Below are 24,347 nucleotides of genomic sequence, written 5' to 3'. Positions count from 1 at the left end.
CCCGAGAGAAGCTGCCCATGCGTTCCGTCTGGCCTTTGGTGTTACCGGTTTGCTCCGCCCTGCTCAGCGCTAACCTTAGCGCGCAGCCCACAGAGACCACCCCCGCCACATCTGCGCCCGAGATGCCAACCGAGGCGATGAATAGCTGCCTGCAAGCCTCCATCCCCAGTGCGGCTGCGACCATGACCGTCGCTGAGTTGCGTCAGGGGTGCCAGTTGCTCTATGAACAACAATTGCAGAGCGCGGGCGAAAGCGAATTACAAGAGCAACAGGTCAGCAGCGAAGACAGCACTGGCGATAAGGGTGAGCGCCTGCTCAAACGGCGCATGACGCTGGAGGCACTTAATCGCGCCAACCGGTTTATGCTCACCCCACACAAAATTAATTACTTTTTCCCCGCCAGCTATACCCGCACTCCCAACGAGTCACCCTATCGCGACAATGACAATGAATCCCTGAGCGACCTGAGCAAAGCCGAAGCGGACTTCCAGCTGAGCATCAAAATACTGCTACGCGAGGATATTTTTGGCGATAACGGCCACCTCTACCTGGGTTATACCAACCACTCGCTCTGGCAGCTTTACAGCGATGCCGACTCAGCCCCCTTTCGCGAAACCAATCACCAACCAGAGTTAATTCTCAGTTTTACCAATGACTGGGAGTTTTTGGGTTTTCGCAATGTGCTCAACGACGTAATTCTCAACCATCAATCCAACGGCCAGGGCGGCCTGTTATCGCGCAGCTGGAACCGGGTGATGCTCAATAGCGTGTTCGAGCGAGGCAACTTTGCCTTTGCACTCAACCCCTGGTATCGCCTGCCGGAATCCGCACAGGAATACCCCGGCGATCCCGATGGCGACGACAACCCGGATATCACCGACTACATGGGGAAATTTGAATTTAACGCGGCCTATCAGCGTAAGGACGACATTTACAGCGTTATGCTGCGCAACGCGCTGGATGGCGACAATCGCGGCGCCCTTGAACTGGGCTGGAGTTTCCCAATCAGCAGCAACCTGCGCGGCCAACTGAAATACTTTAAAGGTTATGGTCACAGCCTGATTGACTACAACGTCGACCTGGAAGTATTTGCGCTGGGCATAGTATTTACTGACCTGTTTTAAATGCCGCCTACTGGCTTGCCTGAAATGCAAAAAGGCGCCGCGTTACCAACGCGGCGCCTTTTTAACGGGATAAGGGTGGCAATCACAAACTAATAAGACTCGCCCAATCGCTCCACCAACGCTTGAATAGACTGCAACGCCTGTGAAGATGCATCGATAATGGAAAAACCAATCCAGTATTTACCTGCCAGATCAGCCTCCCGCGTCCACAAACAATCCACCCCCAAATGAATCACCATTTGATCATTAACTGGCTCGGGCAAATGCAAGTCCAGGGTGTAAAGGCGATCCTCTTCCAGTGACAAATCCCCCATCACCATCAATCCTTGGGTATGGATATTTACCAAGCGGCCAACATACATATCGCGCAAACTGTCATAAACATCCACATCGCCGTTGATGATATGCCGCTCCAGTTCGCGATCATGCTCCTTGGAACAATTGTGCGTCATGATGCAGCCCCCGTTTTGAGGTGATCGGCACGCTCGTTGAGTGTGTGATAAATATTTTCCAGCGCTCGCTCAAAGAAGGGTTTGGTACTGCCCGCAATAATTTTGGCGCGCCCGGCGATCATATCCCGCGCCAGCTGTAAACCTGCCGCCAGCGATACTTTGCGCCCCTGCTGATCCACCAGCATGTAGTGCTGGGTCTTTTTGTTGTACCAGGCCACTTTCAGACGCTTGCCGCCATCAAACTCAAACCAGGTACCAAACTCCACCATTTTCAGGCTGTCGACAATCTTGGCCTCTTCGGTAGAAACAGGCTGCTGCTGGACGTTGGCATGCCCGGCTTTTTCCGCCGCGAGTAATTCCAGTTTGCTGCGCATTGGTGCCGGAGCTGGCTCGGCTTTACGGCTGAGCAACGCCATGCGCTGCAGGGACGCTACCGCATCCAACAATTTGCGGCCCTTGGCCTGCTCGTAGCCAATGGTTTCAAAACCGCGCTCGAGCGCCGCATGCAGATTATCCTGCAGCTCCATTTGTTTGACCTTGTCCTGCTGGCTGGTTTTGGGTTCCAGCGACCAGAGCAAATCGTCAATTACTTTGAGCGCACGCGTCCAGCTCTCGGATTTTTCGCCGTAGCGCAGTAGCACAAAGGACAAGTAATCCGACCAGGGCTGAAGCAATAACAGGAGGATTGCAGAAGGCATTTCACGGTTATCGGTGCGACTACGCACCTCGTGATTCACCTGCAATTTAGCTTCGCGCAGTTTTTCTTCACCCTGGGCTTTCTCCAGCGCGCGCCGCTCCATCAATTCCTGACGGCGCGCCACATTGTTGGTGTAGCCATTAAATTCAATCAGCAGCTCGGCAAAAATGCGCACATCGTTCTTGAACTCATGCAACAGCCTGAACACCGTGGTTTTGATTTTGGTGAAAATATCGTATTGGTCGCTACCGTCATTACTCACCCAACGCACACCCGCTTCGGCAAGGCTGTTGAGCAACACCCGCGCCGGGTGTTCCGGTTGCTCAAAAAAGCCTTTATCGATAAAAGCGATTTTGAGAAACGGCGTGTGTAAATAACTGAGCAGCGCTTTGACTGAATCGGGCAAGTGATCGTCGGAGAGCATGTACTCAAACAACATGCCGACCAGGTCGATGGTTTGCATATCACCCGCTTCTACCGCGCCGTTTTCATTTTCGCTGGCAATCTGCTGCATCATTTGCTGGCTGACAGCGGCCACGGTTTGCACCGGAATAACAACCGGGCCAGCGTCGCGGTCAGCCAAGGCTTGCTGGCTCAGGTGATAAGCCTTGCCCTGCATCTGCTCCAGAACATTCACCAATTGATTGCTGCTGTATATCTGCAGTTGCGCTGGCGGCGTATTGGCCACAGCGGCAACCGCCGTGGCGCCCGGCATTGTAGTGGCAGGCGCTGGTATGTTATTCGCCCCGCGATTGCCCTGCTCCGCCGTCCCCGTAAAGCCGCTAGCCTGAACAGCGGGCATTAATTGGGTGACATGGGTTTGCAACAAGCGAATCGCATTCAGCAAACTGTTTTGATATTGAATATCGTTGGGATTGAGCGCACCGGTTAGCAGTTTATCGCTAGCGCGGCGCTGATGCTGTTGGGCATCCAGGGTTTGTTGCTGCAGCTCAGCATCCGTTCTGTTTCGCTCGGAAGGATCATCCTGGATGGCGTCCTCACGAGCCGCGTCAGCTTTATCCTGTGCTACCACAAAACGCAGATTGGGCAGTAAATTCTGGCGGATCAAATAGTCGTTAAGCTCGTCATACAGCTCGCCGAGCATGCCGATCACGTCCTGATCAAACAGCTTGTAGCCGATGATTTTGGTTTTTACATCCACATCCAGATTCGTTAATACCTTGCGCAGCGCCTCGCAAAACTGTACCGGGCTGGAAGGGTTGGTGCGCTCATCAATTTTTTCGCCGTCATTGAGCAGGGCTAAACGCTGTTGCAATGCCCAGAGGTTTTCGGCAAAAAAATTATCCGCGCGATGGGTAATTGAGGTGATGGCAATCGTCTCTTCCAGATCCGAATGCTCGACTAGCGAGAGAATGTCGCCACTAAAGCGCTCCTCGCCGGTAAGGGTATTAAGCGATTTGTTTTTGAACTTTACAAAGCCATTGGCCAAGTGCTGGCAAAACTCCTGCTCCGCCGCCTGTTGCACAGCGCTCAGCAAGTTCTGGATTTCATAGAGCGCAACCTGATCTTTATTCGATTTCGCCTGCTCGGCAATTTCAAGGATCTGTTTACACCACTCGCGCCAAAAATTGGGGAAAACACGATACGCAAAGCCGCGCGTTAAATCGCGACAATGTTTTAAATGTTCAATAATTAATTGCTCTGACATAGCGACAGTCGTGTATTGAGACGATTTGGGAGTATCGGCACCGGGTAAACCTGAAGCTTGTACACCAGAGTTTTGCATACCTGAGTTTTGCATAATAAGTCCGTGAGATTCATATTCCTTAGACCCTGCCTGTGAAGACCCAGATCAGGGGCCTGTGCGAACCTAAAAACCAAACAAGAAACCACCGCTGTTATGGGCAAAAAGGTTGTCCTGAACGACAATCTTAGCAGCTTGCAGTGGATGTTTCACAGAATAGCTCGGCTTTAGCCCCTCAGCGAGCAAAAAATAATCACCCACTGCCAGCAGACAAATAGCACCAAAAAAGCGCACAACCAGACTTGCCTATAACCCCGTACGCACCAAATGAGAACACCACTACAATCCTCAACCCAACTTCTACCGCGCGTGAAACGCGGCAAGTCGCGCCATTACCGCTTGCACGCGCCAATTGCCACAATTGGCACTCATATTGCGATATGAACTTCGAAATAACTGATTCGCACTCTGGGCGATCTGGCTATTCACACAATTTGTTAAATAGAGAGCTAGGGTTCCGGTCATTCGATTAATCATCCAATGATGTCTGGTCCGAGAGCTTTCGACCTCTGCCGCCAGACCTTCTGGTAGGTCATGGGTTACACGGCGGGACAAAAGCCCGGGAGATGATTGGCCTAATCGCCAGAGTGGTCTCTTAATGCTTGCGCCGATGTATACCCATACCCTTGGAGGTTGTTCATGTTGCGTCATTCCCGTCTGAAAAAACTATTACTCGCCCTTACACTTGGCCTTTCCGCCAACCTCGCCAGTGCCGCTGAACCCTTCAAAGTCTGCTGGTCCATCTATGTAGGCTGGATGCCCTGGGGCTATGGTGCCGAGCAAAAAATTGTCGAGAAATGGGCCGAGAAATACGGCATTGAAATCGAAGTGGTACAAATCAACGATTACGTCGAGTCAATTAACCAATATACCGCCGGCCAATTTGATGGCTGCGTGATGACCAATATGGATGCGCTCACCATTCCAGCGGCGGGCGGCGTGGATTCAACGGCGCTGATCGTGGGTGACTTCTCCAACGGCAACGACGGTGTTGTGCTGAAAGGCACCAACAAAACCCTCAAGGACATCAAAGGCCAACAAGTGAATTTGGTTGAGTTGAGTGTGTCGCACTACTTACTCGCCCGCGCCTTGGAATCGGTCGGTATGAAAGAAGCCGATGTGAAAGTGGTGAACACCTCCGATGCCGATATGGTTGCGGTTTACGGCACCAAAGACGTTACTGCAGTGACCACCTGGAACCCGCTGCTCAGCGAAATCCTCGCACAACCCAACAGCACCAAGGTATTTGACTCCTCACAAATCCCCGGCGAAATTATGGATTTGATGATAGTGAACACCGCCACCCTGCAAAAAAATCCGGCCTTGGGCAAAGCGCTTGTTGGCGCCTGGTATGAAATCATGACCACCATGAGCGGTAGCAACAAAGCCGCAACGGAAGCCAAAACAGCAATGGCCGTGGCATCAGGTACTGACCTCGCCGGTTTTGAAGCACAACTCGCCAGCACCAAAATGTTTTACACCCCGCAAGCCGCGCTGGAACTCGTCAACAGCGACGCACTCTTGAGCACCATGCAAAAAGTCGCTGAATTTTCTTTTGACCACGGCCTGTTAGGCGAAGGTGCACCCGATGCCGAATTCATCGGCGTCGCAGGCCCCAAAGGAATTTATGGCAACAAACAAAACGTGAAACTGCGTTTTGATACCACCTACATGCAAATGGCTGCCGACAAAAAACTTTAACTCCTTGGGTTAATTACCACGAGAGCCGTCATCCTCGCGCCAGCGGGGATCCAGAGACAATACTGGACTCCCGCGTACGCGGGAGTGACGTCAAACAAAAAAGAAGAGCGCCATGAAACGATTAATTAATTTAACACCATCAAAACCGCTGAAATTATTATTGGGCATTCTGCCCTTTGCGTTATTGCTGGTGATTTATCTGGTCGCCTCCGATGCGCGCTTGGCCGAAAATGCCAATGACAAACTCTTGCCAAGTTTTGCGCAAATGGGTTCGGCCATGCAAAGCCTCGCGTTTGAACCCAGCAAACGTAGCGGTGAATATTTATTTTGGCAGGACACACTCAGCAGCCTGCATCGTTTAGCGCTGGGAATTTTTATCGCTGCCATTTTGGGTTTTACCATCGGTTTATTAACCGGTGCGATTCCCACGATTTATTCACCGATTGCTCCGCTGTTGACAGTGATTTCACTCGTGCCGCCCATGGCGTTACTGCCAGTGTTATTTATTGTGTTTGGTTTGGGCGAGTTATCCAAAGTTGCATTAATTGTGATCGGCGTTGCCCCGTTTATCGCGCGCGACATGCAGCGCTGCACACAGGAAATTCCACTCGAACAACTCGTCAAAGCACAAACACTGGGTGCATCTACCTGGCAAATTATTGTGCGTGTACTAACACCGCAATTAATGCCGCGTTTAATTAATGCCGTACGTTTATCGCTTGGAGCTGGCTGGTTATTTTTAATTGCCGCCGAAGCCATCGCCTCCACCGACGGCTTGGGTTATCGCATATTTCTGGTGCGTCGTTATATGTCGATGGATGTCATTTTGCCTTACGTTGCCTGGATCACCCTGCTCGCCTTTTTGGTGGATTGGCTTCTGGCAAAAATAAATCTCTGGTGTTTTCCCTGGCACAGTCCAAACAGTAAACATTAAGCCAAGCAGCAAACACTAGGCGAACAGCACTATGACAATTCTTCCTTTTGATAAAACCATTCTTGAAGAAAAAAGAGCCCAGCAGATGCCAGCACCCATGATTCAGGCAAAAAACTTGTGGAAAACCTACGGCGACAATGTAGTGCTGGAGCGTTTAAATGTCAGTGTTAAGGCTGGCGAGTTTATTACCATGGTCGGCACCTCCGGCTGCGGTAAAAGTACTTTTTTAAAAATGTTGTTGGGCATGGAAGTGCCCAGCTCGGGTGAGTTGTTACTGGATGGTAAAACCATTCGCAGCGAACCGGATCAATCGCGCGGTATAGTCTTTCAACAGTATTCAGTTTTCCCCCATTTAAGCGTATTGGAGAATGTCATCATCGCGCGTGAATTTGAACGTTCACCGCTGCTGGGGAAATTATTCGGCAAACAAAAACGTGTTGTTATCGACGAAGCAAAAGCATTACTGGATTCCGTCGGTCTCAGTCACGCACTGAACCACTACCCGCACGAATTATCCGGTGGCATGAAACAGCGCCTTGCCATCGCCCAAGTCTTAATTCGCAAGCCACGTATTTTGTTATTGGATGAACCATTCGGGGCACTCGACCCCGGCATTCGCGCCGATATGCATCAATTAATTTTAAAACTCTGGCAGGAACATCAGCTCACTGTATTTATGGTGACTCACGATTTAAGTGAAGGTTTTTATTTAGGCACGCGGCTGTGGGTATTTGACAAGCTGCGCCGCGACAATCAAGCGCCCACCGCCTACGGTGCAAATATCACTTACGATTTACCGATCACCAAACGCAGTACAGAAATTCCGGCAGAACTGAAATCAATCGCCCAAGAGCCCAACGAAGGTTAAGGTTTACGCATGAGCAACATTCTTTACACCACTACACTGCCCGGCAATGGCCACTGGTCACTGGAATTGCGCCGCGGCAGCTTGATGAAAATTACCGATCTGACCGGCGGCGCGAACGTCGGTATGTTGTTTTACAACCCACGCAATTTGCTGGAGCGCTACAACGCACCCGATACCCTCAAATGCCAACACACTTTTAAATTACAGCGCGGCAATTGTTTGTACTCAGATATGGGCCGCATTTTCGCCTCGATTGTTGAAGATTATTCGGTGAATGGCGCAGGCAACTGGCACGACACAGTTTGCGGCAATAGCACCGCAGAGATTATTGCGCAGCAATTTGGAAAACGTGATTATCAAACCGATCGCAATCAATGGCTGCAAAACGGTTACGACGCCTTTTTAGTGGAGTTGGCTAAATACGGTTTAGGCCGCGCGGATATGGCATCCAACATCAATTGGTTTAGCAAAATCATCGCCGATGACAATGGCAATATCCACCTCGACACCAATAACCAAGCCGCAGGCAATAGCGTTACGTTGCGTTTTGAAATGGATACGCTGGTGGTAATGCACGCCTGCCCACATCCGCTCAATAAATCTAGCAGCTACCCCTTTACCTCAGTGCAAATTGAATTGGGCGAAGCCGATCCCGTGGGCGATGACGACTACTGCAAAAATTTCCGCCCGGAAAACCAACGCGGATTCCAAAACAACGCACTGTATTATTTGGCAGCGAAGAATTAAGGGGCCCAGCATGTCACTCACACACAGCACTTCACTCAAACACAACGCTTCTCTCAAACAAAGTCATTTACACCCGGAAACGGCTACCGCGCGCCATCACGTCAAAGCCGGTGATTATTTTTTAGGTGAAATAAAACAAGGCCAAACCTTTCGCATTGTGGATTTGGAAGGCAACCAGGCAGCAGACGTTTTATTTTATAACGCCAAAGACCCAAGCGAACGCTACAGCGCGATGGATACCATTCGTACCCAAGGCAATTTATATTTAAGTGCAGGCACCAAACTCATATCCAACGCTAACAATGAATTACTGGAAATTGTTGCTGACACCTGCGGCCGCCACGACACCCTCGGCGGTGCTTGCGCCACCGAAAGCAATACCGTGCGCTACAGCTTGGAAAAACGCTGCATGCACGCCTGTCGCGACAGCTGGATGCTCGCCGTTGCCGAACACCCGGAGTTTGGTATTGGCAAACGCGACATCACCCACAACATTAATTTTTTTATGAATGTACCCGTTACCAGTGATGGCGGCCTCACCTTTGCCGATGGCATTTCCGCACCGGGAAAATATGTGGAGCTGCAAGCGAAAATGGACATTGTGATGTTAATTTCCAATTGCCCACAATTAAACAACCCTTGCAACGGTTACAACCCAACACCGATTGAAGTGATTGTGTGGAATTAAATTAGATTTTTGAAAGAGTAAATAAATACATTCAAATATCTTCAATGGACGACCATTGTCGTAATTAATCCCAGCAGGACGACCTGCCGGAGAAAATCATGTTTACCAAAGTGCTTATTGCCAACCGCGGCGCCATTGCTACCCGCATTATTCGCACCCTCAAAAAACTCAATATTATTTCCGTTGCGGTGTATGCAGAATCAGATGCGGACTCGCTGCATGTACGCCTGGCGGATGAAGCCTATTGTTTGGGTGAAGGCGCTGCTGCCCAGACTTATTTGGATCGCCAAAAAATTATCGCCATTGCGCAGCAAACTGGCGCCCAAGCAATTCACCCCGGTTATGGTTTTTTAAGCGAAAACGCCAACTTTGTGGCGGAATGTGAAGCGGCAGGCGTGGTGTTTATCGGCCCGACTGCGGAACAAATGATTACCTTTGGTTTAAAACACAAAGCGCGCGAATTGGCACAGGCAGCCAATGTGCCACTCTGCCCCGGCACCGATTTATTAATTAATCTGGATGACGCGAAACAAGCAGCAGCCGCTATTGGCTATCCAGTCATGTTAAAAAGCACTGCCGGTGGTGGCGGCATTGGCATGCAGCTATGCAATTGCGAAGCGGATTTAATGGGTGCCTTTGATTCGGTAAAACGTTTGGGAAAAAATAACTTCGCCGATGACGGCGTATTTTTGGAAAAATTTATCGCCGCGGCGCGTCATATTGAAGTGCAAGTTTTTGGTGATGGCAAAGGTACAGCAGTAGCGATTGGTGAGCGTGACTGCTCCAGTCAGCGTCGCAATCAAAAAGTAGTTGAAGAATGCCCCGCGCCCAATTTATCGGACACGCAACGCGAAGCGATGCAACGTACCGCCGAACAATTACTCGCTTCGGTTAATTATCGCAATGCAGGAACCGTAGAATTTATTTACGACTCGCTGGACGATAAATTTTATTTCCTCGAGGTAAATACTCGCTTGCAAGTTGAGCACGGTGTTACCGAAGAAGTATACGGTGTGGATCTAGTCGAGTGGATGCTGCGCCAAGCAGCTGGCGAATTGGGCGAACTAAAATCCCTGCGTCAACAATTATCACCCGCGGGTCACGCTATTCAAGTACGCGTATACGCGGAAGATCCTGCACTGAATTTCCAGCCCTGCGCCGGTTTACTCAGCAAGGTGTCGTTCCCTGAGCCACAAAATCATCTGCGTATCGATCATTGGATTGAAAGCGGCATAGAAGTCCCCGCGTATTTTGATCCGATGCTTGCCAAAATTATTGTTAAAGGCGACAACCGCGAGCATGCCTTGGAAAACTTAACCAAGGCGCTGGACAACACTTACCTCTACGGCATAGAAACCAACCTTGGTTATTTACGCAGCCTGCTAAAAGACGAAACACTACTACAAGGTCGCATGACCACGCGTTACTTAAATAATTTTGTATTTAAACCGGCGCGCATCGATGTAATTCAGGGCGGCACGCAAACCACCATTCAGGATTTCCCCGGTCGCACCGGTTATTGGCATGTGGGTGTTCCCACCTCCGGCCCTTTTGATAGCTACTCGTTTCGTTTGGCGAATCGCCTGTTAAACAATTGTGAAACGGCTGCTGGTTTGGAAATCACCCTGCAAGGACCCGGATTAAAATTTGGTTGCGACACTAAAATTGTATTAACGGGTGCGGAAATTGATGCAAAACTCGATGGTCAAATAATTCCGCTGTACGAAGTGATTGAGATAAAAGCCGGGCAACAATTACAGCTTGGGCGAATCAGCGATAAAGGCGCGCGCAGTTATTTAGCCGTGGCGGGCGGCATTCAATGCCCCGATTACCTCGGCGCAAAATCCACTTTTACACTCGGCCAATTTGGCGGCCACAATGGCCGTGCGTTGCGTGCGGGCGATGTGCTATCACTCGACGAAAAAAATTGTAACCCCAAGATTACAACTCCTAAATTTAACGACCAGCTGAAGACAGAAATTAACAACACCTGGCAGCTACGCGTTATCTATGGCCCCCACGGCGCGCCGGATTTTTTTACAGAAAAAGACATCAACACATTTTTTGCTACTGACTGGGAAGTGCACTACAACTCCAGCCGCACCGGTGTGCGCTTAATTGGTCCAAAACCAGAGTGGGCACGCAGCTCCGGCGGTGAGGCGGGTATGCACCCCTCTAATATTCACGATAATGCTTATGCCTTTGGCACGGTGGATTTTACTGGTGATATGCCCGTTATTCTCGGGCCGGATGGTCCCTCACTTGGCGGTTTTGTCTGCCCCGCCACGGTAATCAGCGCCGATTTATGGAAACTCGGACAAGTGCGTGCAGGCGATAAAATTCGTTTTGTACCTGTCACCATTGCGGATGCAGTTGTTATTGAAAAAACGCAAAACGAATCGCTGCAAAAATTAGCATCTATCAATTGTAGTTGGCGCATCACCATTCCCTCCTCACCAATTGTAAAAACTCTCGCCGCCACTGAATTTGGTGAAGATATTGTTTACCGCGCGGCGGGTGATCATTTTTTATTGGTTGAATACGGCGCGCTTGAGTTGGATATAAAACTGCGCTTTCGCGCTCACGCGTTAATGCAATGGTTGGAGCAAAATACGCTCGCTGGTTTACGTGAATTAACACCGGGCATTCGCTCACTACAAATTCACTACGACAGCCAGCAATTATCTCTCGCACAATTATTAGCGCACCTTGAAGTGGGCGAACGCGCATTAAAAACACAGCTCGCCCAATTAAGTGTGCCCTCACGCATTGTGCACTTGCCGCTCAGCTGGGATGACGAAGCGTGCCAATTGGCCATTCAAAAATATATTCAGTCAGTACGTGCCAATGCGCCCTGGTGCCCAAGCAACCTGGAATTTATCCGCCGCATCAATGGCCTGGACTCCATCGCCGACGTTAAGAACATTTTATTTAGCGCTTCCTATTTAGTCATGGGATTGGGCGATGTGTATTTGGGCGCGCCAGTCGCAACGCCTGTAGACCCGCGCCACCGTTTAGTCACCACAAAATACAACCCCGCCCGCACCTGGACGGCAGAAAACTCCGTCGGTATCGGCGGCTCTTATTTATGTGTATACGGAATGGAAGGCCCAGGTGGGTATCAGTTTGTCGGGCGCACATTGCAAATGTGGAACCGCTATCGCCAAACGAAAGAATTTAAACAACCCTGGTTGCTAAACTTTTTTGACCAAATTCGTTTTTATGAAGTCAGCGCTGAAGAATTGCAAACGATTCGCAAAAACTTTCCGCAAGGGCGCTACCCACTAAAAATTGAAGAAAGCCATTTTAGCCTAAGCGAATACCAGCAATTTATCGAGCAGAATGAGCCATCGATCAATCAGTTTACCCAACAGCGGGAACAAGCATTTGATGAAGAACTAGCGCGCTGGCATGCCAACGGCCAATTCAATTATGAACAGGAAGAAATAATTGAAGAGCATAGCGAAACCGAATTTCCCGAAGACGCCATTCGCATCGACAGCTCAGTGTCGGGCAGCGTATGGCAAACACAAGTAACCGTCGGGCAAGAGGTGAACGCGGGAGATGTGTTATTAATATTGGAATCGATGAAAATGGAAATTAACATTACCGCTAGCTGCTCCGGCAAAGTCACTCATCTGTTAAAAACCGATGGCGCGCGCGTGCAAGCAGGGCAAACATTGGTGGTGCTGGCTCCCTCCCTTTGACAAAGGGAGATTGGCAGGGATTTAAAGACACCCCCTAACACCCTAGCTGCCCTTTTTTAAAAGGGGGAAATAAAAACGCCTCCCTTTGTTAAAGGGAGGCGTTTTTATCTTACGCACAACAATTCGTCGATTAACTCAAGGTACGCTGATCACGCAAACTACCAATTACTGCTTCCAGTGCACGATCAAACAGCATGCCATCATCCAAAATAGTTAAACGTTTGGTTTGTAATGCAATCGCCAAACTTTCACGGCTTTCTTCGGCGACTTTCATTCCGGAGCGGTTAACAAAAATATATTTTCCTACCGAGCGAATAATTGCCGCTAAACGGCAACGGTATTTTTCTCCAGCTTCACCCTGCATTTCAAACCAGGTGCCTTGGGTAATATTGTTTACCAACGCCAGATGTTGTGGGTCAGCAATTACTTCTTGTATGACAGGCTCTGCCACATGCTCCTGAACCAACTCGGAAGTAGCTTCTGATTCAGAAGCCGGAGCGACTGCCACTACAGATTCCACAATTTCTGCCATTACCGGAGCAACAGGAGCAACCGCCACAGACTCCTCTACCTCAAATGGGGGTACCGTAGCAGGCGCTGTTTGTGATCTTGCTTGTGCATCAGCCATTGCCGCTTTCATGCTTGCTGCTTTGGCGACCATCTCTTGCGTTTTAGCGGCAAGATCCATGGTAGGAGCCACCGGTGCCGCAGGTGCGATAGGTTTGGTGTCGCCACGCAAACGCGCCAAGTGAACAATTTCCAATTGTTTAAATAAATTGCCCGTCTCAAAAGGACTGAACGAAATACTCTCTAAGCCCGCACGCAATTTCTGTAACAACTCGGGAACCAATTTCAATAATTTTTGACGGTTGTCTTTATCCATCGGCGCCACAACGCTCCAGACCAATTGCTGGGCAGTGAGTGTACAACGACGCCACTCTTCACTTTCAACACCTTGTTTGAGCGAGGTAATAAACATCACATTGGCCCAAGCCTCACGCAATAACTTAGTCACTGCCAAGGGCAAGTCGCGGCCAACGGTAATACGATTTAATTCTGCATCCACTTGCGCGCGCGCGCGCTCGGATTTGGCTTTACCGTCTTCAGCATCAATGGTGCGCTGTTCAAGAATTTGTGCACGACGCTTTTCTTTATCCAGATACGAGCGGAAATCCACCAGCAAACGTTCGAAAATACCAATATCGGTATCAAACTCGGCAAGGATGGTCTGCACCATTTCTTCCATTTTTGCAAACAGGGTATCCTTGCGTTGATTCTCATCGGTCGGTTCTTGCCAACCTAAACAGGCCATCGCCATTTCATTTAATAAGCGGCGTGCTGGGTGCCCACCTTTACTAAAGAAAGTCTTGTCCGCAATGGCGACTTTTACCATTGGAATTTGCAAGCGACCAATCAACACTTTCATGGGCGCCGCCAAATTACGGTCATCCAGAATAAACTCAAACATCATGCTAACCAGATTAATAACATCATCATCAATCTGATTGATTGCCGCGGCCGTTTGCGTTTCACTGTGTAATAAATCAGTTAGAAAACTGCGCAAATTGGACGGGCCAGCGCTGTTTGCGGCCAAGGTATTTTGCTGCTGCGCGAGCGATAACATTTTAATCAAGTCCTGGGTATTAATCTCATCACCAGGAACTTGATTGCGCTGAGCGCTTCTATTGGGGCCCAATAGATTACGCAACTGGTTCAATACTTGTCGGGTTTGATCATCGTAATGATTCATCCCACCACTCAACTCCGCCGTCAACCCCTGTCCAAAATTGTCAGCAGCATGACTAGACGAGGTGTCAGGACGCTTCACGGGGCGCAGCTCAGATTTGAGCGATGGCAAAATATTGGCATCAATTAAAGTCTGGTTGAGCACTTCAAATAACTTGCCCAACTTACTCATCATCACATTGTCAAAAATTTTGTACATGACCAGCTTGGCTTTGAGATCTATGCTCAAAGATTCCGCCGCATCAGTAAATGCGCTGCAAATAACATCCACACCCAAAGGATTATTTTTTTGATAAACCTTGGTTGGAACCAAGTGGTCAATGCGCAAAGTCAGGTGCTGGATAAGTTCGGCAAACTGCTCATTCGCTTTATTCACCATCCCCTCTACAGCAACCATTTCCTCCAATTCATCATTTTTTACAATCGACAACTCATCCAGCGAAACAGCTTTTTCCGCTGAACGCTTTTCATCTTTGTAAGCACTGGGGTCTAACAGACGCGCAAAACTGATATCAATAGTACGGAAAAAAGAATTCTCTATAGCGCGGCGGCGGATACGCACTTCGCGCATGGAATCAAAGAAAATGTTCTGATCCTGATTGTTGTTCGCCTTATCCGCCAGTTCAAACATGGCATCGTCAATGCGATCAAACAGCTCGCGCAGATAAAGCTGCAATTGCTGACGAGCCTTATCACGCAAGGAGTGCATGGGGGCAGGTAAGCGCGCCAGCACAACGGGCTGAGTGACGGGGGCGGGACGCTCAGTGACTAGCTGAACCACCCTATTAGTGTCTGATTTCATCTGTTCACTCATGGTGAATTACCATTGAAAGAAAACTTGCATAAAGGGAGTATAACGAAGGCAAAGACACATCAAGCAGGCAAATGATAAGATCGAGAGACATATCACAAATGGCTATAACCATACCGTTGGCTTACCCCTTTTAAAGTTCCTTTTGGAATTAGACGAAGAGAAAGACGCCAAACTGGTCGCTTATTGCCTCATTTATGCACATTAATTCGACAACCACTATGATAATCAATCACAAGATAAATCTGCACACTCTGACCTCCGACATTACTCAAGCGGTCACTTTTGCCTTAGCAGAGGACATTGGCAGCGGCGACATTACTGCCCAACTAATACCCACTGAACAACAAGCTAATGCCCGGGTAATAACCAGAGAAGACTGTATTTTTTGCGGCAGGGCTTGGGTGACCGAGGTTTTCAAACAGCTCGACCCACAGGTCACTATTGAGTGGTATGTAGACGACGGACAAGCCGCGCCAGCCAACAGCACACTTTTTACCCTACACGGGAGCGCCCGCAGCCTGTTAACCGGTGAACGCACTGCACTGAATTTTGTACAAACACTCTCAGGCACAGCGACCATTAGCCACCATTACGCCCAACAAGTGGCACACACCCAAGTTAAATTGCTCGATACCCGCAAAACCATTCCCGGTTTGCGCACCGCCCAGAAGTACGCTGTCGCCTGCGGTGGTTGCCACAATCACCGCATCGGTCTTTACGATGCCTTCCTTATCAAAGAAAACCATATTGCTGCCTGTGGCGGCATAGCAAAGGCGATTGCCAACGCACATCAAATTGCACCAGGTAAACCGGTTGAGGTAGAAGTAGAAACCTTTGCAGAATTGGATCAAGCACTGGCAGCAGGTGCAGATATCATCATGCTCGACAACTTCAGCATCGAAGACATGAAAAAAGCCGTGGCCATTAATACAGGAAGAGCGAAACTGGAAGCATCGGGCAACATCAACGAACAAACCTTGGTGCCCACTGCCGAAACCGGAGTGGATTTTATTTCGATTGGTGGACTAACAAAACATTGCGAGGCGGTGGATTTGTCGATGAGGATAGCTTGATTACAGATCACAACCCTTTGGACGAAAAGACACATCTATAGAGGTAGAACAGTTCCAATCACCGTCTGCCGTGCGTGTCCAACTTAAAGTCTCTGAGGTAAAAAAGGTTGTAGCGCTATTTCCGAATGTTGCTTCAATGGTAACAACCCCGCCCGCACCAAATGTAACTTGGGGAACCCCTTGTCCAACAGGTAATACAACTCCCGTCTGTGAAGCACCATCAATCAAAGTAGATCCAACAGCTCCGGGATCGCATTCATTAGCACCCGAGCCGACTGTCATTTTTCCTTCATTCACGCATGACTCAATCAGAGACCTCAAACCACCAGCCTCAACCATTATTCTAGATGCCTGGGATTTAGCAATATGGTTTTGATAGGAGGGTATAGCAATGGCAGCCAAAATCCCTATGATGGCAACCACGATCATTAATTCAATTAAAGTGAAGCCGGAAGATAAAGACTGTTTCATACAGAGTCCTGACTATTAAATATTTCCATATCCATAACAGCAAATTTCAAGCCAAACAAAATCAAATACAAAAGCTAAAGCCCGTGTGCGAAAGAAATAAATCAGGCATTGTAATACTTAACTTCACCTAAAAATATCAGTCACTTACTGTCATTTTTTGTCACAAAACTACCAAGGAGACAACTCAACAATGGCAATAGAATGTCCTGAATTTTTATTTATCAATACAGATAATGCTTTTTGCTTAGCGACCAAAGGAACATAAGCGTCAGCATCTGGATAGAGGCTCAATATTGGTTCCAAGACTGTAGGATCATTAAAACGTTTGAGAATCTCCAGCGAAAGCGCATTAGCACCAACCTTAGCCGCAATCGTCTCGTCGTAAGTCTTCAAATATTCTGCCTGATAATAAGTATCATCTTTGCCAACAAAATCAGGCACCACATCTGACACGCCCCCCCATATCGGCCCCAAAAACCCCAAACGAAATGCATCGGACGATGCACTTGCAGGATCTATAACAGCCTCATAAGCCTGAACCACTTCAAATCGAGCAGAATCATATATAATCCATACAGGACGTCCCTGAGCAACTATATACAACCCATAAATAAGCGCTGCTAACTGAATAACACCAATGGTTAATAAATCTATTTTTAACGTTTTTTTCCATTGTTTCGCGACTATTAAAGTCAACAAGGGACCAACGATCACATCGATACACAAGAGCAATAAAAATACATTTGCCACGCCTAAGGCTTTGTCCAGCGGCGACGGATACCAAAGCCAAAACACCAAACATACAACAAAAAGAGCAATGACAAGAGATATCAGCAAATGGGAGCCAAAGCATAAAAGCCTGAATTTCATAACAACACTCATGATTACTTTCGGTTATTTTAACGACTCTAATATGGGCAACCTGCCTTGCAAGGTGTAATACAAACTGAGCCGTTTGTATATCCACCTCACCCACTCGTTTTCAGGATTTTTTTGGTATGGATTAGCCCCGCTTTTTACCAACACAGTGACACCACCAAAACTATCAATAACAGCAATGGATGCAGATCCCGGCAAATACCCCTCATGATAATGAAAGGCAATACCATATTTTTCTGGCTGATAATGAAAGACACCACCAACCAAACAACCCCTAACTTTTTGCAAGTTGCAATCAAAAATAGGGGGGGGCAACAAAAAAGGCGAAACGGCTTGTGCGTGGTGAATTTCCCATAACAAATAAGCCAAATTAGCTGCTGAGCCAGACAATCCAGCAGACGAAGAAATAGCATCAAAATCAAACAACTTTAAGTAGGAATTGTTGTACCACTCCTCATAACGAAAGTCGTATCTAACCTCATCGTCATAATAGTAATCATTTACAAACTTGATGTTACGCTTGCTTAATGAAAATTCACGCTCTACATAAGTGCGAAAGTTTTCACCAGAAACACGATGAACAATTTCACCCAACAAACAATAACCCAAATTAGAGTACACCTGTTTTTCGCCAGGACTAAAGGCCAACTTTAGTGATTGCAATTCTCCAATGTTATGCGGGCACCAGGGTTTGTTACGCCGCAAAAACATAGGATCCCCGTTTAGCGTCAATCGATTAAATCCGGCCTTGTGATTCAACAAATGAGCTACAGTAACGTGACGAATACGCTCGTCTTTAAATTGGCTTAATTCAGGAAAAAAGCTTACCAACGTATCATCAACACTAAGCCTCCCCTGCCCCACCAAATTAAAAATAGCTGCTGTGGTTACCAGCTTACTGGTACTGGCATAACGATAGCGATGAACTGCATTTACAGGGACACCAAAAAATTTATCTTTATAGCCAATTTCACAAGTTTGCAGATGCTCTTGCGGCTCAATAAAAGTGACTTGAGCGGAATAAGCGCCTTGATAGCGCACCGCATGTTCAACAAATAAATTTAACCAAGAGCTTGCAGGAGAACAATGCTTTGTAGTTACCGACACCACACCAGCTTCTAACGACTGAAACCAGCGCGCCACTTTGTAAGGATAGGTATCTATTTGAAAATAAAACCAGAAACTCCCTCCAATAGCGATCGCAGTAAAAAAATATTTTATGAGTTTTGATTTCATAAATAAAAAAGCCACCCGAAGGTGGCTCTCTTGAATATTTCGATGGATTATTCAGCAGCAGCTGCCGCCGCACCACAACCATTGGGAGCATATTTAGCATCAACATCGGAGGTACAAGTCCATGAGCCAGCATCATCACGAGACCAAGTTAAACTTTTTGGCGACTCACCAGCTAAAGCAGCAGCAGCGCTGTTACCAAAGCTACCCGCTAAACTTGACGCATCAGCAGCAATAGATACCGTTACGCCACCTTTTTTGTTCGCGGTGTCTTCACCAATAAGAGTCCCGCCCTCTTGCCCAAGCAAAGTACTACCGGTAAATCCTATAACGCAATCATCGGAGTCAGGAGCTGCAGTGTCAGCAGCAACTGGGTTCGTCCTACCTTCCAACAAACAAGTCTCAACGATAGTTTTCAATGCACCGATTTCAGTCATCACACGAGAAACTTGCGACTTGGCAACATAAGTTTGGTATTGCGGCAGAGCAACCGCAGCCAAAATACCAATGATCGCTACCACGATCATCAATTCGATAAGGGTAAAACCTTTCTGTACTGATTTTTTCATTTTAAAACTCCAGTTGTTAAATAGTTTAGAAACACACAGTAATACCCAGAGCAAAGTCGATGCCAACTACGGAGCCCAAAGTAAACCTTAACAAAATCAAACGAAAACGTGACAGGTCTCACTCAATTCTTGGCTCTTAGCCAACACTACACTCAAACCCACTAGACAATAATTGCGATTAGCTGACGTTTTTTGTCAATCAGCAAGAATTACCAGCCGATTTAAACAACAACTTTAGGTCTGGCAGGTTATTAGCTGCTAAAGTTACTGTACTATTGATACAAATAATTGTTTTATGGACAGTAAACTTAACCTATCGGCACAGCTCATGAATAACCCAACTCCCGCATCATTAAATGGATTAGCACGCCGGCTGGTCGCTGACAATATTTTGGAGATAGAGCTAGCAACCAAGGCTGTCGCTCAGGCAAAAAAGGACAAAATGCCTTTCGTTCAGCATTTGGTTGCAAATGGAATTCTAGATGCACGAACCTTGGCATTAGTCGCCTCTGAAGAATTCGGTTCCCCGGTTTTCGATTTAAATGCGCTTAATAAGGATCTAATTCCGCAAAAGTTAGTAGACGATAAACTGATTCGAAAACACCATACCTTACCAATTGCTCGTCGTGGAAACCGCCTGTTTCTGGCAGTTACTGATCCCACTGATTTACATGCACTGGATGAAATTAAATTTAATACGGGGATAAATACCGAAGCGGTACTTGTTGAAGCAGACAAACTTCAAGTTGCTATCGACAAGTACCTCAATGCTCAAGAAGAGTCACTAGGCGATGCATTGGGCGGCCTTGATGACGATATGAATGAGCTTGATGTCCAAGCTGTTAGCGACGCAGGTTCACCGGATGAAGCCAACGAAGCCGATGAAGCACCGATCGTTAAATACATTAACAAAGTTTTATTGGATGCTATTAAGGGTGGCTCATCTGATATTCACTTTGAACCCTATGAAAAAAGTTACCGCATTCGTTTCCGTACCGATGGTGTTTTACATGAGGTATCCCGCCCGCCCGTAAACCTTGCGTTTCGTATGGCGGCGCGCTTGAAAGTCATGTCACAAATGGATATTTCAGAGCGTCGCTTGCCGCAAGATGGCCGCATAAAATTAAAAGTATCCAAAACCCGCGCTATCGATTTCCGAGTAAACACCCTGCCCACCTTGTTCGGCGAGAAAATTGTATTGCGTATTCTCGATCCCAGCTCCGCAAAATTGGGGATTGATGCATTAGGTTATGAAGACGAGCAGAAAAAGCTCTATATGGATGCGCTAGCGCAATCGCAGGGCATGATTCTGGTAACAGGCCCCACCGGTAGCGGTAAAACGGTATCGCTTTATACCGGTTTGAATATTTTGAATACCAGCGAAGTGAATATTTCCACTGCGGAAGACCCGGTGGAAATTAACCTTGAAGGCATTAATCAGGTTCAAATGAACTCACGTGTTGGGCTTACGTTTGCGGAGGCCCTACGCTCCTTCTTGCGTCAGGATCCAGATGTAATTATGGTGGGGGAAATTCGCGACCTTGAAACCGCCGAAATTGCAATTAAAGCATCACAAACAGGTCACTTGGTCCTATCTACTCTGCACACCAACTCAGCGCCGGAAACCTTGACGCGCTTGCTGAATATGGGAGTACCCGCATTTAACGTTGCAACCAGTGTGAGCTTGATTATTGCCCAGCGGTTGGCGCGCAGACTGTGCAGTGCCTGTAAAAAACCAGCAACCGATATTCCTGCCGACATACTCACTCAGGAAGGTTTTGATGAAATTGGGATTCCACGAGCGGAATTTCAATTGTTCCATCCGGGAGGTTGCGAGAAGTGCAATAACGGTTATAAAGGGCGCGTGGGGGTATATGAAGTGGTTCGCATCACCCCAACAATTGCCAACCTTATAATGGAGGGCGGCAATTCATTGCAAATCGCACGCGCTGCCAAAGAAGCGGGTTTTAATAATTTACGGGTATCTGCATTGCGCAAAGTCGCAATGGGACTAACCAGCCTCGAAGAGGCCAACCGAGTCACCAAGGATTAATCCATGGCATTAACAACCACATCAAAGCCAAATAGCGCTGCAAGCAAAACAAAAGCGGCAACCAAATCAAAGCCTATCGCAACTACCAACACCTATTCCTATAAAGGTACTGATAAAAAAGGCAATAAGATTCAAGGTGAAATCAATGGCGGTAGCCCGACTATCGTAAGGGCGCTGTTAGCCAAACAAGGAATTACTGCAAAGTCAGTAACTAAAAAGTCCAAACCATTGTTCGGCTCAAGCGGCAAAGCGATTAAACCGGGCGATATAGCCGTTTTTTCGCGTCAAATGGCGACTATGATGAAAGCAGGCGTACCACTAGTTCAGGCCTTTGATATAGTCGCAGATGGATTGGAAAACCCGAACTTAAAAAAACTGGTACTTCAAATTAGAGACAGTGTGGCAGCTGGCGGCGGTTTCGCTAACTCGCTAAGAGAACACCCCAAATATTTCGATGAGCTATTCTGTAACCTTGTTGATGCAGGTGAGCAATCGGGCGCACTTGAAACCATGCTAGACCGAATCGCGACTTATAAAGAAAAAACTGAGGCATTAAAAGCCAAAATTAAAAAAGCACTTACCTACCCAATAGCTGTAGTTATAGTGGCTATAGTCGTAACAGGTATTCTTCTAGTAAAAGTTGTGCCGCAGTTTGCGCAAACCTTCAGTGGTTTTGGTGCTGATCTTCCGGCATTTACTTTGTTTGTTTTATATTTATCGGAACTTGCTCAAGCCTATTGGCTGATTATTCTTGTAGGACTCATTGGTTTTGTCTTCCTATTTAAGGAGGCTGCTCGTCGCTCACCGGCGGTCGCTTATGCAATTGATAAATACTTACTTAAATTACCAATCATAGGCAAGATTCTTTATTTATCTGTTATGGCACGCTTTGCACGTACACTCGCCACAACCTTTGCGGCAGGCGTCCCACTTATTGATGCACTGACATCTGTTGCAGGAGCTGCAGGCAATAAAATCTATTCCGATGCGATAATAAAAGTACGTGAAGACGTATCCACTGGGATACAGCTAAATACTGCGCTTAAAGCGAGAACCATCTTCCCTACACTTCTGATACAAATGGCTGCTATCGGTGAAGAATCTGGCGCACTGGATGCGATGCTGGATAAAGTAGCTGTTTATTACGAAGAGGCTGTAGATAATATGGTTGATACACTGACCTCCTTATTAGAGCCGATAATTATGTCGGTACTCGGTGTCTTAGTCGGCGGCCTGCTAATTGCCATGTACCTTCCAATCTTCCAACTCGGTGCGGTTGTATAAACGTGACTCTTTTTTCTGCTCTGCAAGCCTACCCGATTTTGGGTATGGCTTGTGCCTTAGTCCTAGGTTTACTAGTTGGCAGTTTTCTAAATGTTGTTATTTATCGCCTACCAAAAATGATGGAGCGCGACTGGCAAAACCAATGTAAAGATTTTCTCGCCAGTGATAGCAATATAGCTGCACTTCCTTCACAAGACGAAAAGCAGGACCCCTTCAATTTAATGGTTCCTGCATCGCGCTGCCCTGGCTGCGGGCATAAAATTCGCGCATGGGAAAATATTCCTGTTATTAGTTATGTATGCCTTGGCGGTAAGTGTTCCAGCTGCAAAACGGCAATTTCTATTCGCTACCCAATTATTGAAGTTATTACCGGTGTGCTCTCGATAATTGCGATCGGCTATTTTGGAATTAACTGGAACGGGCTAGCCGCGCTAATACTCACTTGGTCACTCATCGCATTGACCATGATTGACATAGATACCTATTTGTTGCCCGACGATATAACCCTGCCTTTGCTGTGGCTGGGTTTGATCGTTAATAGCTTTGGTGTATTTACCGATTTACCCAGCGCATTGTGGGGGGCAATTGCAGGTTATATGTCTCTGTGGCTGGTATACCAGACCTTCAAGCTGGTGACCGGAAAAGAAGGAATGGGCTTCGGGGATTTCAAATTGCTGGCTGCACTGGGCGCGTGGATGGGCTGGCAACTGCTGCCGCAAATTATTTTACTGTCATCGTTGGTAGGTGCAGTAATTGGCATCGCGATGATAATAATGCGTGGACGCGATAAAAATATTCCAATTCCCTTTGGCCCCTACCTTGCTATTGCAGGCTGGATTGCATTCATATGGGGAGACACCATCAATCAAACTTATTTGAAGTTATTTGTCACTAACTAAGAAACGGTATCAAGGGACTCAGTAAAATGATTGTTGGGCTTACTGGCGGTATTGGCAGCGGCAAATCGCAAGCAAGTAAACGCTTTGCAATGCACCGGATCACTGTTGTTAATGCAGATATCGTTGCTCGCGAAGTAGTAGTGCCTGGGAGCCCTGCGCTGCAATCAATTGCCCAGCATTTTGGCAATCAGGCTATAGAAACCGACGGCAACTTAAATCGACGCAAACTACGCGATATTATTTTTAAAACTCCCACCGAAAAGCAATGGCTCGAAACCTTGTTACATCCACTAATAAATGCCGAAATCCGTCGCCAGTTAAATGCATCAACCAGCCTTTACACCATACTTGAATCACCGCTCTTACTTGAAACCAAACAATATGAAATGGTGGATCGCATATTGGTTGTTGATGTCAGTGAGATGGTACAAATAGAGCGAGCCAGCTTGCGCGATAACAGCGATGCGCAAAAAATAGAAGCGATTATGGAGACGCAATTAAGCCGTCAGGAACGCTGCGCGCGCGCGCATGATATTATTCAGAATCATGGGAGCATTGATGAACTTAATCAGCAAGTGGATAAACTACACGAGCTGTATTCAGAGCTCGCTCAACTCGAAACCACTTCAGCGCAGTAATTGTA

General features: G+C 47.5%; 19 protein-coding genes and 1 riboswitch. Of the genes, 12 read left to right on the top strand and 7 right to left on the bottom strand.

What is annotated here, in order from left to right; all coding sequences use genetic code 11:
• The first annotated feature begins 17 nt into the window (after nucleotides 1-17).
• Nucleotides 18-1,124, top strand: a complete 1,107-nt coding sequence (locus D0B88_RS07865) for a phospholipase A (protein WP_225318587.1) — start codon at nucleotides 18-20, stop codon at nucleotides 1,122-1,124.
• Between the two features lie 89 nt (nucleotides 1,125-1,213).
• On the opposite strand, the gene D0B88_RS07860 is transcribed toward D0B88_RS07865, so the two are convergent.
• Both D0B88_RS07860 and D0B88_RS07855 read right to left on the bottom strand, forming a co-directional pair.
• Nucleotides 1,214-1,576 carry a PilZ domain-containing protein gene (locus D0B88_RS07860; RefSeq protein ID WP_007645785.1) on the bottom strand — a complete coding sequence of 121 codons (363 nt, stop codon included), beginning with the start codon at nucleotides 1,574-1,576 and terminating at the stop codon, nucleotides 1,214-1,216.
• Nucleotides 1,573-4,035, bottom strand: a complete 2,463-nt coding sequence (locus D0B88_RS07855) for a DUF1631 family protein (RefSeq protein WP_151056341.1) — start codon at nucleotides 4,033-4,035, stop codon at nucleotides 1,573-1,575. The genes D0B88_RS07860 and D0B88_RS07855 overlap by 4 nt, the downstream gene beginning before the upstream one ends.
• A 441-nt stretch (nucleotides 4,036-4,476) precedes the next feature.
• Nucleotides 4,477-4,606, top strand: a riboswitch (guanidine-I (ykkC/yxkD leader).
• A 71-nt stretch (nucleotides 4,607-4,677) separates the two neighbouring features.
• On the opposite strand from D0B88_RS07855, the gene D0B88_RS07850 reads away from it, so the two are divergent.
• From D0B88_RS07850 to uca, 6 genes are all read left to right on the top strand, one after another.
• Complete coding sequence (locus D0B88_RS07850; protein ID WP_151056339.1) at nucleotides 4,678-5,739, top strand: putative urea ABC transporter substrate-binding protein; 1,062 nt, start codon at nucleotides 4,678-4,680, stop codon at nucleotides 5,737-5,739.
• 112 nt (nucleotides 5,740-5,851) lie between these two features.
• On the top strand, nucleotides 5,852-6,673 hold the full coding sequence (locus D0B88_RS07845; RefSeq protein ID WP_007645775.1) for an ABC transporter permease: 822 nt from the start codon (nucleotides 5,852-5,854) through the stop codon (nucleotides 6,671-6,673).
• Nucleotides 6,674-6,770: 97 nt separating this feature from the next.
• A complete protein-coding gene (locus D0B88_RS07840) occupies nucleotides 6,771-7,541 on the top strand; it encodes an ABC transporter ATP-binding protein (protein WP_191966569.1) in 771 nt (256 codons plus the stop codon).
• 9 nt (nucleotides 7,542-7,550) lie between these two features.
• A complete protein-coding gene (locus tag D0B88_RS07835) occupies nucleotides 7,551-8,288 on the top strand; it encodes an urea amidolyase associated protein UAAP1 (protein ID WP_151056337.1) in 738 nt (245 codons plus the stop codon).
• 10 nt (nucleotides 8,289-8,298) lie between these two features.
• Nucleotides 8,299-8,976: an urea amidolyase associated protein UAAP2 gene (locus tag D0B88_RS07830; protein ID WP_151056335.1), complete on the top strand. Its 678-nt coding sequence runs from the start codon at nucleotides 8,299-8,301 to the stop codon at nucleotides 8,974-8,976.
• Nucleotides 8,977-9,074: 98 nt separating this feature from the next.
• Entirely contained in the window at nucleotides 9,075-12,683 is a 3,609-nt protein-coding gene (gene uca / locus D0B88_RS07825; protein ID WP_151056333.1) for an urea carboxylase, read from the top strand.
• Nucleotides 12,684-12,813: 130 nt separating this feature from the next.
• Here uca and D0B88_RS07820 read toward each other — a convergent pair whose 3' ends face one another.
• Entirely contained in the window at nucleotides 12,814-15,231 is a 2,418-nt protein-coding gene (locus D0B88_RS07820) for a DUF1631 domain-containing protein (RefSeq protein ID WP_225318585.1), read from the bottom strand.
• 230 nt (nucleotides 15,232-15,461) lie between these two features.
• Here D0B88_RS07820 and nadC point away from each other — a divergent pair, with 230 nt between their 5' ends.
• On the top strand, nucleotides 15,462-16,316 hold the full coding sequence (gene nadC, locus D0B88_RS07815; protein ID WP_151056331.1) for a carboxylating nicotinate-nucleotide diphosphorylase: 855 nt from the start codon (nucleotides 15,462-15,464) through the stop codon (nucleotides 16,314-16,316).
• Here nadC and D0B88_RS07810 read toward each other — a convergent pair whose 3' ends face one another.
• From D0B88_RS07810 to D0B88_RS07795, 4 genes are all read right to left on the bottom strand, one after another.
• Complete coding sequence (locus D0B88_RS07810; protein WP_151056329.1) at nucleotides 16,317-16,787, bottom strand: pilin; 471 nt, start codon at nucleotides 16,785-16,787, stop codon at nucleotides 16,317-16,319.
• A 168-nt stretch (nucleotides 16,788-16,955) separates the two neighbouring features.
• A complete protein-coding gene (gene tfpZ / locus D0B88_RS07805; RefSeq protein ID WP_151056327.1) occupies nucleotides 16,956-17,657 on the bottom strand; it encodes a TfpX/TfpZ family type IV pilin accessory protein in 702 nt (233 codons plus the stop codon).
• 24 nt (nucleotides 17,658-17,681) lie between these two features.
• Nucleotides 17,682-18,902 (bottom strand): serine hydrolase, encoded by a 1,221-nt coding sequence (locus tag D0B88_RS07800; protein WP_151056325.1) that lies wholly within the window; start codon nucleotides 18,900-18,902, stop codon nucleotides 17,682-17,684.
• Nucleotides 18,903-18,949: 47 nt separating this feature from the next.
• Nucleotides 18,950-19,468: a pilin gene (locus tag D0B88_RS07795; RefSeq protein WP_151056323.1), complete on the bottom strand. Its 519-nt coding sequence runs from the start codon at nucleotides 19,466-19,468 to the stop codon at nucleotides 18,950-18,952.
• 328 nt (nucleotides 19,469-19,796) lie between these two features.
• Here D0B88_RS07795 and pilB point away from each other — a divergent pair, with 328 nt between their 5' ends.
• The 4 genes from pilB to coaE are packed head-to-tail and all read left to right on the top strand — an operon-like array spanning nucleotide 19,797 to nucleotide 24,342.
• The gene (gene pilB, locus D0B88_RS07790) at nucleotides 19,797-21,521 is read left to right on the top strand and encodes a type IV-A pilus assembly ATPase PilB (protein ID WP_151056321.1); all 1,725 of its coding nucleotides are present in this window, start codon (nucleotides 19,797-19,799) and stop codon (nucleotides 21,519-21,521) included.
• A gap of 3 nt (nucleotides 21,522-21,524) precedes the next feature.
• Entirely contained in the window at nucleotides 21,525-22,805 is a 1,281-nt protein-coding gene (locus tag D0B88_RS07785) for a type II secretion system F family protein (RefSeq protein ID WP_151056319.1), read from the top strand.
• Between the two features lie 2 nt (nucleotides 22,806-22,807).
• Complete coding sequence (locus D0B88_RS07780; protein ID WP_370452492.1) at nucleotides 22,808-23,704, top strand: A24 family peptidase; 897 nt, start codon at nucleotides 22,808-22,810, stop codon at nucleotides 23,702-23,704.
• Between the two features lie 26 nt (nucleotides 23,705-23,730).
• Nucleotides 23,731-24,342, top strand: a complete 612-nt coding sequence (gene coaE / locus D0B88_RS07775) for a dephospho-CoA kinase (RefSeq protein ID WP_151056317.1) — start codon at nucleotides 23,731-23,733, stop codon at nucleotides 24,340-24,342.
• Nucleotides 24,343-24,347 lie beyond the last annotated feature (5 nt).

Source organism: Cellvibrio sp. KY-YJ-3 (assembly GCF_008806955.1).
Lineage (GTDB): Bacteria > Pseudomonadota > Gammaproteobacteria > Pseudomonadales > Cellvibrionaceae > Cellvibrio.
This window is presented reverse-complemented; position numbering and strand designations above follow the sequence as displayed.

Excerpts from the sequence above, each read along its gene's own strand:
- D0B88_RS07810 (WP_151056329.1), bottom strand. The coding sequence starts at position 16,787 with ATGAAACAGTCTTTATCTTCCGGCTTCACTTTAATTGAATTAATGATC.
- D0B88_RS07845 (WP_007645775.1), top strand. The coding sequence starts at position 5,852 with ATGAAACGATTAATTAATTTAACACCATCAAAACCGCTGAAATTATTA.
- uca (WP_151056333.1), top strand. The coding sequence starts at position 9,075 with ATGTTTACCAAAGTGCTTATTGCCAACCGCGGCGCCATTGCTACCCGC.
- coaE (WP_151056317.1), top strand. The coding sequence starts at position 23,731 with ATGATTGTTGGGCTTACTGGCGGTATTGGCAGCGGCAAATCGCAAGCA.
- pilB (WP_151056321.1), top strand. The coding sequence starts at position 19,797 with ATGAATAACCCAACTCCCGCATCATTAAATGGATTAGCACGCCGGCTG.
- D0B88_RS07800 (WP_151056325.1), bottom strand. The coding sequence starts at position 18,902 with ATGAAATCAAAACTCATAAAATATTTTTTTACTGCGATCGCTATTGGA.
- D0B88_RS07865 (WP_225318587.1), top strand. The coding sequence starts at position 18 with ATGCGTTCCGTCTGGCCTTTGGTGTTACCGGTTTGCTCCGCCCTGCTC.
- D0B88_RS07820 (WP_225318585.1), bottom strand. The coding sequence starts at position 15,231 with ATGAAATCAGACACTAATAGGGTGGTTCAGCTAGTCACTGAGCGTCCC.
- D0B88_RS07850 (WP_151056339.1), top strand. The coding sequence starts at position 4,678 with ATGTTGCGTCATTCCCGTCTGAAAAAACTATTACTCGCCCTTACACTT.
- D0B88_RS07860 (WP_007645785.1), bottom strand. The coding sequence starts at position 1,576 with ATGACGCACAATTGTTCCAAGGAGCATGATCGCGAACTGGAGCGGCAT.
- D0B88_RS07830 (WP_151056335.1), top strand. The coding sequence starts at position 8,299 with ATGTCACTCACACACAGCACTTCACTCAAACACAACGCTTCTCTCAAA.
- tfpZ (WP_151056327.1), bottom strand. The coding sequence starts at position 17,657 with ATGAAATTCAGGCTTTTATGCTTTGGCTCCCATTTGCTGATATCTCTT.
- D0B88_RS07795 (WP_151056323.1), bottom strand. The coding sequence starts at position 19,468 with ATGAAAAAATCAGTACAGAAAGGTTTTACCCTTATCGAATTGATGATC.
- D0B88_RS07855 (WP_151056341.1), bottom strand. The coding sequence starts at position 4,035 with ATGCAAAACTCAGGTATGCAAAACTCTGGTGTACAAGCTTCAGGTTTA.
- nadC (WP_151056331.1), top strand. The coding sequence starts at position 15,462 with ATGATAATCAATCACAAGATAAATCTGCACACTCTGACCTCCGACATT.
- D0B88_RS07840 (WP_191966569.1), top strand. The coding sequence starts at position 6,771 with ATGATTCAGGCAAAAAACTTGTGGAAAACCTACGGCGACAATGTAGTG.
- D0B88_RS07835 (WP_151056337.1), top strand. The coding sequence starts at position 7,551 with ATGAGCAACATTCTTTACACCACTACACTGCCCGGCAATGGCCACTGG.
- D0B88_RS07785 (WP_151056319.1), top strand. The coding sequence starts at position 21,525 with ATGGCATTAACAACCACATCAAAGCCAAATAGCGCTGCAAGCAAAACA.